The organism is Streptomyces sp. NPDC029014 (genome assembly GCF_055564695.1).
Genome location: NZ_JBVHVT010000046.1, coordinates 33,987 through 46,212, shown reverse-complemented (window position 1 = coordinate 46,212; position 12,226 = coordinate 33,987). Strand labels below are relative to the sequence as shown.

Annotated in this window: 9 protein-coding genes; 5 read left to right on the top strand and 4 right to left on the bottom strand. The window is 76.5% G+C overall.

The window, feature by feature from the left end:
* Positions 1–137: 137 nt before the first annotated feature.
* Genes ACZ4VL_RS24565 through ACZ4VL_RS24555 form a run of 3 tightly spaced genes read right to left on the bottom strand, consistent with a single transcriptional unit; the run spans position 138 to position 2,734 of the window.
* Positions 138–380 carry a hypothetical protein gene (locus ACZ4VL_RS24565; RefSeq protein ID WP_361084216.1) on the bottom strand — a complete coding sequence of 81 codons (243 nt, stop codon included), beginning with the start codon at positions 378–380 and terminating at the stop codon, positions 138–140.
* Between the two features lie 20 nt (positions 381–400).
* Positions 401–2,470: a 4-alpha-glucanotransferase gene (locus ACZ4VL_RS24560; protein ID WP_468203805.1), complete on the bottom strand. Its 2,070-nt coding sequence runs from the start codon at positions 2,468–2,470 to the stop codon at positions 401–403.
* A gap of 51 nt (positions 2,471–2,521) precedes the next feature.
* Positions 2,522–2,734: a hypothetical protein gene (locus tag ACZ4VL_RS24555; RefSeq protein WP_468203803.1), complete on the bottom strand. Its 213-nt coding sequence runs from the start codon at positions 2,732–2,734 to the stop codon at positions 2,522–2,524.
* A gap of 214 nt (positions 2,735–2,948) precedes the next feature.
* On the opposite strand from ACZ4VL_RS24555, the gene ACZ4VL_RS24550 reads away from it, so the two are divergent.
* Entirely contained in the window at positions 2,949–5,978 is a 3,030-nt protein-coding gene (locus tag ACZ4VL_RS24550) for a beta-N-acetylglucosaminidase domain-containing protein (RefSeq protein WP_468203802.1), read from the top strand.
* 311 nt (positions 5,979–6,289) lie between these two features.
* Here the strand turns inward: ACZ4VL_RS24550 and ACZ4VL_RS24545 are convergent, their stop codons facing one another.
* Positions 6,290–6,832, bottom strand: coding sequence for an HNH endonuclease (locus ACZ4VL_RS24545; protein ID WP_385849583.1), 543 nt, complete (start codon positions 6,830–6,832; stop codon positions 6,290–6,292).
* A 262-nt stretch (positions 6,833–7,094) separates the two neighbouring features.
* Here ACZ4VL_RS24545 and ACZ4VL_RS24540 point away from each other — a divergent pair, with 262 nt between their 5' ends.
* From ACZ4VL_RS24540 to ACZ4VL_RS24525, 4 genes are all read left to right on the top strand, one after another.
* Entirely contained in the window at positions 7,095–8,183 is a 1,089-nt protein-coding gene (locus ACZ4VL_RS24540) for a mechanosensitive ion channel family protein (protein ID WP_468203800.1), read from the top strand.
* A 299-nt stretch (positions 8,184–8,482) separates the two neighbouring features.
* Positions 8,483–9,721, top strand: a complete 1,239-nt coding sequence (locus tag ACZ4VL_RS24535; RefSeq protein WP_468203797.1) for an ROK family transcriptional regulator — start codon at positions 8,483–8,485, stop codon at positions 9,719–9,721.
* 80 nt (positions 9,722–9,801) lie between these two features.
* Positions 9,802–11,088: a 6-phospho-beta-glucosidase gene (locus tag ACZ4VL_RS24530; RefSeq protein ID WP_468203852.1), complete on the top strand. Its 1,287-nt coding sequence runs from the start codon at positions 9,802–9,804 to the stop codon at positions 11,086–11,088.
* Positions 11,079–12,134 (top strand): N-acetylglucosamine kinase, encoded by a 1,056-nt coding sequence (locus ACZ4VL_RS24525; RefSeq protein ID WP_468203796.1) that lies wholly within the window; start codon positions 11,079–11,081, stop codon positions 12,132–12,134. Before ACZ4VL_RS24530 ends, ACZ4VL_RS24525 begins: the two co-directional genes overlap by 10 nt.
* Positions 12,135–12,226: the final 92 nt, after the last annotated feature.

The window sequence follows — 12,226 nt, the reverse complement described above, 5'->3', positions numbered from 1 at the left end:
CCCACCACCGCCGACGCGTACACCCACGACCCCCCCCCCCCCCCCCACGCACCCCCCCCCCCCCCCCCCCCCCCCCCCCCCCCCCCCCCCCCCGGAAGTCTGTGGTACCTGCCGGTCCCGGAGGGGACCGGCGGTGCTCAGGCCTGCTTCTTCTTCGGCCGGTCGGACTTGTCGAGGACCATCACCAGGCCGGCGATGGCCAGGAAGATCGCGATCGGCAGGAACACGTACAGGCCGAGGGTCGCGCCCACGCTCAGGCTCGTACCCGGGTCGTCGCCGTCGTCGCGGGTCAGCGCGAGCGCGGGAGACGTCATCAGCAGCAGCATCAGCGCCGATCCGGCCGAGACGGCACCGGCGCGCAGGGCGTTCTTCTTGTCCACGGTGCAAACGTAGCGAACACCTAAACGGGGCGCGCGCCCGGGGGTGCCGTACGGGCGCGTGCGCCCTCCCGCACCGCGCTCATCAGGGCGTTCGCGCGGGGCGAGGCGGCCAGTTCCTCCAGGGTCAGCGGTCGTCCCGCCGCGTCCGCGAGCGGCAGCCGCCAATTGGGGTACTGGTCCCAGGTCCCCGGCAGGTTCTGCGGTCGCCGGTCGCCCACCGCGTCCGGCAGCCACACGCCGACCAGCCGCGCCGGGGTGCGCAGCAGGAACCCGTACAGGGCCGCGACGGCCGCCTCCTCGCCCTTGGTGTCGAAGCCGAGCTCCGCGAGCACGTCCAGCCACCGGGCGGTGTCGGCGGCGTCCTCGGCCCGCTCCTGCTCGACCGGTCGGGTCAGCAGGCCGAGCCGGTCGCGCAGTTCGATGTGGCTGCCCGCCAGTTTGGCCGCAGAGGGCGGCAGATCGTGGGTGGTGGCGGTGGCCAGGCAGTCGGCCCGCCAGGCCCCGGGCGGCAGCGGCTGCCCGTCGCCCGCCCAGTCCCGCTCGAACCACAGCACGGAGGTGCCCAGCACCCCGCGCCGGGCCAGCTCCCGACGCACCCGCGGCTCCACCGTCCCGAGGTCCTCGCCGATGACCAGGGCGCCGGCCCGGTGCGCCTCCAGCACGAGGAGGGCGAGCATCGCCTCCCCGTGGTACGAGACGTACGTGCCCTCGGCGGGCGGGACGTCCCCCGGGATCCACCACAGCCGGAACAGGCCCATCACATGGTCGATGCGCAGCGCCCCGGCGTGCCGGAACACCCCGCGCAGCAGCTGACGGAACGGCGCGTACCGGGCCGTGGCCAGCCGGTCGGGCCGCAACGGCGGCAGGCCCCAGTCCTGGCCGCGCGCGTTGAAGGCGTCGGGCGGCGCGCCGACGCTGGCGGGCCCGGCGTACAGGGGCTGCCCGAAGACGTCCGAGCCCTTCGGGTGCACCCCGACGGGCAGGTCGTGCACGATGCCGACGGCCATCCCGGCCTCGCGGGCGGCCTCCTGGGCGGCGGCGAGCTGGCCGTCCGTCAGCCAGACCAGCCAGCGGTGGAAATCGGCGCGCCCCTCGGGATCCTCGCCGGCGCGCCCGGCGCACCAGATCGCGTGCACGTCGAGGGCCGGCCCCTGCAGGGCGCGGAACGCGCGGTAGGCGGCCTCCCGTTCGGGGGTGCGCGGGACGGCGTACAGCAGCTCCAGGGCGGCCCGCTTGAGCTCCCAGACGGCGTCCCGGTCGATCAGGGCCCCCTTCTCCAGCACCTCCCGGCGCAGGGCGGCGCCGCGGGCGGCGAGCGCGGCGAGGGCCTCGCGGTCGGGACAGTCGGCGTACTCGGGGACGTCCTCGATCCGCAGATGAACGGGATCGGGGAAGCGGCGCGAGGCCGGCCGGTAGGGGGAGGGGTCGGTCGGTGTCCCCGGCACGGCTGCGTGCAGCGGGTTGACCTGGACGAAGCCGACCCCGTGGGTGCGGCCGGCCCAGCGGGCCAGCTCCGCCAGGTCGCCGAGGTCGCCCATGCCCCAGGAGCGCTCCGAGAGCAGGGAGTACAGCTGGACGAGCAGCCCGTGGGCCCGCTCGGGGGCGGCCGGGGCCCGCTCGGGGGCCACGATCAGCGTGGCGGTGCCGGTGCGGCCGTCGGGGGTCTCGGCGTGGAGCCGGTGCACGCCGAGCGGGGGGACGGCCCCGGAGCCGGGCCGCCATTCGGCCGCGGCACCCGACGCACCGTCCTCGGCGTCCTCGGCGCCCTCCCCGCCCTCGCCGTCCTCGGTGCCGGCTGCCTCACGCTCCAGCTCCAGCCGGAAGCGCGTGCCCGGCGGCAGTGCGGCCGGCTCGGCGGGCGGCGCGGATCCGGCCCACCACACCAGCACGCGCGGCAGCAGTCGCTGCGCCGCGGCCCGTTCCGCCTTGCTGCGCTCGGCCCGGATGTCGTCCGGGGTGTCGGTGCACACCCCCAGCAGGCCGAGCACGGCGCCGACCGTGGCCTCCGGCACCCGGACGGTGACGCCCTCGGCGGGCTGGTAGGTGGTGGCGACGCCGTGCAGCGCCGCGAGCCGGGCGAGGTCGTCCATGTGTGTCCCTGGGTCGGTGAGGAGGGGGCCGGCGTCGCTCTGGTCACCGCACTAGTCGCCGGCGGGTGGGGTCGGCTCGCTCGTCAGCCGCGCCCCGCCGGCGAGCGGGGGCTCACTGGTCAGCGGTGCGTGCACGGCCCCGGCGAGCGGGGGCTCACTGGTGAGGGGCCCGTCGGCCGGCCCGGCCTGCGCCGGGAGGTGGGCCAGGAGCGGAACGGCGGCGGTGGCGGTGACGGTGACGGTGACGGTGACGGCATCGTTCACGGGGCGGGACCTTCCTTTTTCCGTACGGGCGGTGAGGGCGGGTCAGCAACAGGGAACAACGCCGTTCGACACCGCAGCCATACCCAGTGCAGGGCCCGGCATTCCTGGCGGTTCCGGGTCAGAACGCCCGCCCGCATTGACACTCCGCCCGCGCGGGTGGTGGGCTCGGGCTCGTTCGTACGAGCGGGGGACGCAGGTGGGACGAGGAGGCTTCGTGCAGCTCAAGGGCAGGAAGCGGACCACAGCGGCAGCGATTGCCGTCATCGGCGCGCTGGTGGGCGGTGCCGTGGTCGCCGGGCCGCTGGGCTCGCTGGTGGCGTCCAGCGCGCCCGACGCGGCGGGCGGCCCCGGTCCGGGCGTGGGCACCGGCGGCGGTGCGGCGGCGGCGCCCGGAGGCGCGCCGTCCGGTGCGGCCGCCGGCCCGCTGCTCGACCCGGGCGCGACCGCGCAGCGGACCGCCGCCGAAGGTCCCGCGGTGTGGCCGCGGCCGCAGTCGATGACCGCCGATCCGGCGCGGGAGGTCCCGCTGGACGGCCAGGCCGTCCTGGTCACGGCGCCGGGCGCCGACCCGTACGCGGTCGACGCGGTCCGCTCCGCGCTGCGCGAGGCGGGCGTCCGCATCCTGCACGAGCCCGGTCCCGGGGCGCCGATGCCCGAACGGGGCACGGTCGTGCGGCTGGACGGCCCCGGCGCCGAGGAAGCGCTGCGGGCGCTGGGCGCCGCCGAGGCCGGGGACCTGCCCCGCGGCGGCTACCGGCTGGCCGTCGGCAAGGCGGGCGGCCGGGACACGGTCGCGCTGGCCGGCGTGGGCGAGGACGGCCTGTTCCACGGGGCGCAGACGCTGCGCCAGCTACTGGCGGCGGGCAAGGGGAAGGTGCCCGGCGTACGGGTGCGGGACTGGCCTGCCGCGCCGGTCCGTGGGATCACCGAGGGGTTCTACGGGCAGCCCTGGACGAAGGAGCAGCGGCTCGCGCAGTTGGAGTTCATGGGCCGTACCAAGCAGAACCGACTGCTGCTGGCGCCCGGTGACGACCCGTACCGGACCACGGAGTGGCGCGCGGAGTACCCGCAGGCGCAGCAGGACGAGTTCCGGGAGCTGGCCGAGCGGGCCCGCGCCAACCGGGTCGTCCTGGCCTGGGCCGTATCGCCCGGGCAGTCGATGTGCCTGGCCTCGGCAGCGGACCGGGCGGCGCTGGCGCACAAACTGGACGCCATGTGGGAGCTCGGCTTCCGGGCGTTCCAGGTGCAGTTCCAGGACGTCAGCTATTCGGAGTGGGGCTGCCGGGCCGACCGGGTCCGGTACGGGACGGGCCCGGCGGCGGCCGCGAAGGCCCATGCGGAGGTCGCGGGGGAACTCGCCGCGCACCTGGCCGCCCGGCACCCGGGCGCCGCCCCGCTGTCCCTGCTGCCGACCGAGTACCACCAGAACGGCGCGACGAAGTACCGCACCGCCCTGGCCGACCGGCTCGACGAGCGGGTGGAGGTCGCCTGGACCGGCGTGGGCGTCGTGCCGCGCACGATCACCGGCAAGGAACTGGCCGGGGCGCGCAGCGCCTTCGGCCAGCACCCGCTGATCACCATGGACAACTACCCGGTCAACGACTGGGACCCGGGCCGGATCTTCCTCGGCCCGTACACCGGGCGCGAGCCGGCGGTCGCGGGCGGCTCGGCCGGGCTGCTGGCCAACGCCATGCAGCAGGCCTCGCTGTCCCGGATCCCGCTGTTCACGGCCGCGGACTTCGCCTGGAACCCCGGCGGCTACCGGGCCGGTGACTCCTGGGCGGCGGCCGTCGCCCAACTGGCGGGGCCCGACCCGGCGGCCCGTACCGCCATGGCCGCGCTGGCCGGCAACACGGCCTCGTCGGCCCTGGCCCTGCCCGAGTCGGCGTACCTGCGCCCGCTGGTGGACGAGTTCTGGCAGGCCCGCGCCGCGGGCGACGCGGCGGCCGGGGAGCGACTGCGGGCGGCGTTCACCGCCATGCGGGAGGCCCCCGACCGGCTGCCCGCCCTGGCCGGTGAGGCGGGGCCCTGGCTGGCGCGGCTGTCGGCGTACGGGACGGCGGGCGAGCTGGCGGTGGACCTGCTGCGCGCCCAGGCCCGCGGCGACGGGGCGGCGGCCTGGCGGACCTCGCAGACGCTGGCGGAGGCCCGCCGGAAGCTGGCCGAGCCGGACGCCGCCGGGCGCGTCGACAAGTCCGTGCTCGACGCCTTCCTGGCCAAGGCGGTCGCGGAGGCGGACGCCTGGACGGGCGCGGCCCGGCAGACGGGCACGGTGTCGCAGGAGCCGGGCGCCTGGACGGTCCGGCTGGACGCGGCGCGACCGGTGACGGCGGTCACGGTCATGACGAACCCGTTGTCGGAGGGCACGCGGGGCGCGGCCGTGGAGGTGCACGTGCCGGGCGAGGGCTGGCGCAAGGTGGCCCAGGCGGCCGCCTCGGGCTGGACCCAGGCGGACGCCGGCGGGGTCGCCGCGGACGCGGTCCGGCTCTCGTGGGCCGGCGAGGACCCGGTGGTGCACCGGGTGGTGCCGTGGCTGGCGGACGGCCCGGAGGCGTCGTTCGCGCTGCCGGAGTCGGTGGACGTGGAGATCGGCGGGGCCGCGCAGACGGTCACCGCGGAGGTGTCGGCGCTGCGGCCCGGCGAGGTGCGGGGGCCGCTGACGGCCACGCCGCCGCCGGGGGTCGCCGTGAAGCTGCCGGCCGAGGTGAAGGCTCCGCGCGGCACCCGGGTGCAGGTGCCGGTGGCGGTCACCGTCCCGGCGGCCACGGCTGCGGGCAGCTACCGGGTGCCGGTGGTGTTCGCGGGGCAGACCCGGGTGCTGACGGTGCGCGCCGTCCCGAAGACGGGCGGCCCCGACCTGTTCCGCGGGGCGAAGGCCTCGTCGTCGGGGGACGAGACACCGGCGTTCCCGGCCTCGGCGGTGGTCGACGGCAACGCCGCGACGCGCTGGTCGTCCCCGGCGGCGGACGGCGTGTGGTGGCAGGCGGAGCTCGCGTCCCCGGCCCGGATCGGGCTGTTGGTGCTGCACTGGCAGGACGCGTACCCGTCGGCGTACCGCGTGGAGACCTCGGTGGACGGGTCGTCCTGGCACCGGGCGGCGACCGTGACGGGCTCCCGCGGCGGCCAGGAATCCGTCCGGCTTGACCCGGCGGACGCCCGGTTCGTGCGGGTCACCTGCGAGAAGCGCGCGACGAAGTACGGCTGCAGCCTGTTCTCGGCGGAGGCGTACGCCGTCGTCCGCTGACCGGCCGCCACGACCGGATCCGGGCGTTTCGGCCGGATCCGGTCTGGTCCGGGCGCCGGCCGGACGGCCAGAGGACCTCGCCGCGGTCCGTCGCCCGGCTGATCGGGGAGCTCCACGCCGCGGCGACCGGCTGACCGACGCGCGCTCCCGCCGCCCGGGCGGCCGGGCGCACGGCCGCGGCGTGCGGCTGCGGGTCGGACTGCGACTGAGGGTGCGGGTCGGAATGCGACAGCGGCTGCGGCTGCGGGCACGGGCGCGACGCAGGGCCCCGGCGACCTGCCGGGGCCCTCGCTCGTGCCGGAGCCGCCGTGTCAGGAGACGGCGGCGGCTGCTCCGATCCGGTCCAGGTCGTCGTCCGCACCGTACGGCTGGAGGTACGGCATCCAGCGGGGATCCCGGTGCCCGGTCCCGATGATCCGCCATGCGAGGCCCGACGGCGGGGCCGGCTGGTGGCGCAGCCGCCAGCCCAGGTCGACCAGGTGCCGGTCGGCCTTGACGTGGTTGCACCGCCGGCATGCGGCGACCACGTTGTCCCACACGTGCTGCCCGCCCCGGCTGCGCGGGATGACGTGGTCGACGCTCGTGGCGACACCGCCGCAGTACATGCAGCGGCCGCCGTCACGGGCGAAGAGCGCGCGACGGGTGAGTGGAACGGGCCCCCGGTAGGGGACCCGCACGAAACGCTTGAGGCGTACCACGCTGGGAGCGGGGACGGCCCGGGTCGCGCTGTGCAGAAAGGCGCCGGATTCCTCCAGGGAGACTGCCTTGTTCTCCAGGACGAGGACGAGCGCGCGGCGGAGCGGTACGACGCCGAGCGGCTCGTACGACGCATTGAGGACCAGGACGTGCGGCACGGACTGCCTCCTTGTACGCCGGCGGCGCGTGGCTCGCGCCGGGACGATCTGCTCTCCAGTCTCTCCTTACGGCTGGTCGAAGCGCCACCACGCGCCCGTAACGGGTCGGAGGTGTTTTCAACCACACTTCCTTCATCCCCAGGTGAGTCTGGTCTCTCCCTCGAACAAGGCAACAGGGTCACCGGAACGGCCCCGTTAGTGTGGAAGGCCTGCCCGGCACACCCCTTTCACGGGCAGACCGCTACACCTGGAGGTTCCCGCCGTGCCCTGGCCCGCCGCCCTGTTGCCCCTGGCAGCCGACTCCCCGGACCCCGCCGCATCGGTGAAGGAGGCCCACGAGAGCGTCACGAACGCGGCCAGCTTCATCGAGGAGAACTGGGCCGGATGGCTGTACCTGGGCCTCAAGATCCTGCTGATCGTGGTGATCGCGGCCGCACTGCGCTCCGTGGTCCGCAAGTCGCTGACCAAGCTCATAACCCGCATGAACCGGGGCGCCGAGGCCGTCGAGGGCACCGCCCTGGGCGGACTCCTCGTCAATGCCGAGCGGCGCAGGCAGCGCTCCGAGGCGATCGGCTCGGTGCTGCGCTCGGTGGCCTCGTTCCTGATCCTCGGCACGGCGAGCCTGATGGTGCTGGGCGCCCTGGACATCAACCTGGGCCCGCTCCTCGCGAGCGCGGGTGTGGCCGGTGTGGCGATCGGTTTCGGTGCCCGGAACCTGGTGACGGACTTCCTGTCCGGCGTGTTCATGATCCTCGAGGACCAGTACGGCGTCGGCGACAAGATCGACGCGGGGGTGGCCTCCGGCGAGGTCGTCGAGGTCGGCCTGCGGGTCACCAAGCTGCGCGGCGACAACGGTGAGATCTGGTACGTCCGCAACGGCGAGATCAAGCGGATCGGCAACCTCAGCCAGGGCTGGGCGACTGCGGGCGTGGACATCCAGGTCAAGACCACGGAGAGCCTGCCCCGGATCCGCGAGGTGATCGGGACCATCGCCGACGGGATGGCCAAGGAGACGCCGTGGGACGAGCGGCTGTGGGGCCCGGTCGAGGTGCTGGGCCTGCAGGAGGTCCTGTTGGCCTCCATGACGGTGCGGGTGTCGGCGAAGACGATGCCGGGCCAGCAGTTCGCCGTCGAGCGCGAGCTCCGCTGGCGGATCAAGGAGGCCTTCGACGGGGCGGGCATCGGGATCGTCGGCGGGCTGCCGGCCGCGGAAGAGGAGGAGGCCCCGGCGGACCCGTCGGCCACCGTGGCCGCGCCGTCCGCCCTGGCCAACCCGGCTTCCCCGCAGGCCCAGGCCGCAGCCCCGATCCCGGCGCCGGCCGCGGCCGGCTCCCCGCGGATCACGAAGTAGCCGCCGCGCGCCGAGCGCACGGAACGGGAGAACTGCCCCCGCAGGCCACCGCCTGCGGGGGCAGTTCTCATGCGTCCCCGGGACAGGTTTTCGAGGGGCCCGGCGGATCCCCGAAAGACCCCGGCGGGCCCCGTCGAGTCCCGTTGACAGGCCTCGAGAACCGATAGGAAACTTGCCTGACAGTCTTCGGACGAGAGCGAGAGCCCGTGACCGGCCCGACCTCCCGCACCCCTCCCGGACGGCCCCCCGGCCCGGGTTCCGGCCCGTCCGCCCCCGGAACGCCCGCCCTGCTGCGCGCCATGAACGACCGCGCCGCGCTCGACCTGCTGCTGGCCCACGGCCCCCTGTCCCGCACCCGGCTCGGCGAGCTCACCGGCCTCTCCAAGCCCACCGCCTCCCAGCTGCTGGCCCGCCTGGAGGCAGCCGGGCTGGTCGTGGCGGGCGGCACCACCGCCGGCCGCCCCGGCCCCGGAGCCCGGCTTTACTCGGTCGATCCGCAGGCCGCGCGCGTCGCCGGAGCGGACGTCACCCCGGGCCGGATCGTCGCGGCCGTCGCCGACCTCACCGGCGAGGTGATCGGCAGCCACGAGCTCGCGTACACCGGGGACGCCGGGCCGGACGGGGACGCCGGGCCGGACGGGGACGCCCGGGCCGCGGACCGGCTCACCCTGGCCCTGGACGGGGCCGTCCGCGCCGCCGGACTCCGTCTTCCCGACCTCCACGGCGCGGTCGTCGCCACCCCGGGATCCTTCGACCCGCGCACCGGAGTGCTCCGCTACGCCGGCCACCTCCCGCGCGGCTGGCACTCCCCCACCCTCCTGGAGGAGCTGGCGGCGGCCCTGCCGATGCCGGTCGCGTACGAGAACGACGTCAACCTCGCCGCGATCGCCGAGCAGCGGCTCGGCGCGGCCCGCGGCCACGAGGACTTCGTCCTGCTGTGGAACGAGGAGGGCCTCGGCGCGGCCCTGGTGCTCGGCGGCCGGCTGCACCGCGGCTGGACCGGCGGCGCGGGCGAGGTCGGGTTCCTGCCCGTGGCCGGCCATCCGCTGGTCCGGCAGGTCACCCGGGTCGACTCCGGCGGCTACCAGGCGCTGGCCGGGGCGCTGGCGGTGCCGGAACTGGCGGCCGAGCTGGGCATCGCCGTGCCGCCCGCGGGCCCGGCCGGGCGGGTCCCGTCCCACCCCGGGCCGGGCCCCGGGGCGACGGTCGGCCCGGCGGTGGCGCTGCTCCGGCAGGCCGCCGCGCACCCCGGGGGCGTGCAGCTGCGGCTGCTCCGGCGGTACGCCACCGCCCTGGCGACGGGACTCGCCTCGCTGGTGGCCGTGGTGGACCCGGAGGTCGTGGTCCTCTCCGGCGCGGTGAACGACGCCGGCGGCGACGTCCTGCGCGAACTGGTCGCCGCCGAACTCGACGACCTCGCCCCCTCCCGGCCCCGCCTGGTGTCCGGGACCGTACGCGAACGGCCCGTGCTGCGCGGTGCGCTGGAGAGCGCCCTCGCCACCGCCCGCGACGAGGTGTTCGACACCTCCCGCCGCTGACCCCCTCCCCTGCGCCCCGGCCGGGGCGTCCATCCGCAGGCGTCACCCGACCCCCGACCGAAAGGCTGGCGACCGTGACCATGAAACTCGCAGTGGTGGGCGGCGGTTCCACCTACACCCCCGAACTGATCGACGGGTTCGCCCGGCTGCGCGACACCCTGCCGATCGGCGAGCTGGTGCTGATCGACCCCGCCGCCGAGCGACTCGGACTCGTCGGGGCGCTGGCCCGGCGGATCTTCGCCCGGCAGGGCCACCCCGCCACGGTCACCACCACCGGCGACCTCGACGCGGGGGTCGACGGAGCCGACGCCGTCCTGCTCCAGCTGCGCGTCGGCGGGCAGACGGCCCGGCTGGGCGACGAGACCTGGCCGCTGGAGTGCGGCTGCATCGGGCAGGAGACCACCGGTGCCGGCGGGCTCGCCAAGGCGCTGCGCACGGTCCCGGTGGTCCTGGACATCGCCGAGCGGGTCCGGCGGACCAACCCCGCCGCCTGGATCATCGACTTCACCAACCCGGTCGGGATCGTCACCCGGGCCCTGCTGCGGGCCGGGCACAAGGCGGTCGGGTTGTGCAACGTGGCCATCGGGCTGCAGCGGAAGTTCGCGGCCCTGCTGGGCCTGGCCCCGGGCGAGCTCCACCTGGACCACGTCGGCCTCAACCACCTCACGTGGGAGCTGGGCGTGCGCCGGGGCGGCCCGGCCGGCGAGGACCTGCTCCCGGAGCTGCTCGCCGCCCACGGGGAGACCGTGGCCGCCGAGCTGCGGCTGCCGCACGCGGTGCTGGACCGGCTCGGCGCGGTGCCCTCGTACTACCTGCGCTACTTCTACGCGCACGACGAGGTGGTGCGGGAGCTGGGCGAGAAGCCGTCGCGGGCCGCCGAGGTGGCCGCCATGGAGCGGGAGCTGCTCGCCCTGTACGCGGACCCGGCGCTGGACGAGAAGCCGGCCCTGCTGGCCCGGCGCGGCGGGGCCTTCTACTCGGAGGCGGCCGTGGACCTGGCGGCGGTGCTGCTCGGCGACGGAGCCGGCGGCGGCGCCGCGGGGGCGGCCTCCGTGCAGGTGGTCAACACGCCCAACAACGGGACGCTGCCCTTCCTGCCGGACGACGCGGTGGTCGAGGTCCCGGCCCGCGTCGACCGGTCCGGGCCGGTGCCGCTGGCCGTGCCCCGGCTGGACCCGCTGTACGCCGGACTGATCGGGCACGTCACGGCGTACGAGGACCTGGCACTGGACGCGGCCCTGCGCGGGGGCCGGGAGCGGGTGTTCCGGGCGCTGCTCGCGCACCCGCTGGTCGGCCAGTTCGACCGGGCCGAGGGGCTGACGGACCGGCTCCTCGCGCACAACAAGGAGTACCTGCCGTGGGCGTGAGCCGACCGCCCGCGGCGGAGCGGCCCGCGGTCCTCGCCCTCGACGCGGGCAACAGCAAGACGGACGCGGCCCTGGTCGGCGCGGACGGCCGCGTGCTCGGCACCGGGCGGGCCGGCGGCTTCCAGCCGCAGCGCACCGGGATCGGCGCGGCCGTGGACGTACTGGAGCAGGCCGTCGCGCAGGCAGTCGCACGGGCCGTCGCGCAGGCCTCCACGCAGGCCTCCACGCGGACCGGCGCGCCGGCCGCGGCGGTCGGGCTCCCGTACGCCGACCTCGTCTCGGCCTGCCTGGCCGGCGCCGACTTCCCGGTGGAGGAGCAGCAGCTCGCCGACGCGATCGCGGCCCGCGGCTGGGGCGCGGCCACCCTGGTCCGCAACGACACCTTCGCGCTGCTGCGGGCCGGGCTGCCGGGGGCGGAGCCGCCGTGCGGGGTGGCGGTGGTGTGCGGGGCGGGCATCAACTGCGCGGGGGTGCTGCCCGACGGGCGCACCGCCCGGTTCCCGTCGGTCGGCCCGATCTCCGGCGACTGGGGCGGCGGGGGCGGCCTGGCGCGGGAGGCCCTGTGGTGGGCGGCGCGGGCCGAGGACGGCCGCGGCGGTCCGACCGCCCTGGCGGCGGCGCTGCCGGGGCACTTCGGGCTCGGCTCCATGGCCGCCCTGGTCGAGGCGCTGCACCTGGGGCAGCTCGCGCAGCGGCGGATCCACGAGCTGGTGCCGGTGCTGTTCGCGGTGGCCGCGGCCGGCGACCGGGTGGCCTCGGCGCTCGTGGAGCGGCAGGCGGAGGAGGTGGTCACCCTGGCAACGGTCGCGCTGGCCCGGCTGGACCTGCTCGCGCAGGAGGCTCCGGTGCTGCTCGGCGGGGGTGTCCTCACCGCCGGACACCCGCAGCTCGACGGGCGGATCAGGGCGGGGCTGGCCGAGCGGGCGCCGCTGGCCCGGGTGTCGGTGGTCGCGGCCCCGCCGGTGCTGGGAGCCGCCCTGCTGGGGCTGGACGCGGTGGCGGCGCCGCCCGCGGCCCACGCGCAACTGCGTGCCCATTTCGGGTGAACCTCCCCGCGGCGGCCCCGCGTCTGGAACCGTGACGGGCGGGCAGACGTATGGACGGTGAAGGGGTGGCGGGGGAGCCGGGGGCGCGTAGG

Coding starts and splice junctions, on each gene's coding strand:
- ACZ4VL_RS24560 (WP_468203805.1), bottom strand. CDS start 2,470: ATGGACGACCTCGCCCGGCTCGCGGCGCTGCACGGCGTCGCCACCACC.
- ACZ4VL_RS24535 (WP_468203797.1), top strand. CDS start 8,483: ATGAACGACCGCGCCGCGCTCGACCTGCTGCTGGCCCACGGCCCCCTG.
- ACZ4VL_RS24530 (WP_468203852.1), top strand. CDS start 9,802: ATGAAACTCGCAGTGGTGGGCGGCGGTTCCACCTACACCCCCGAACTG.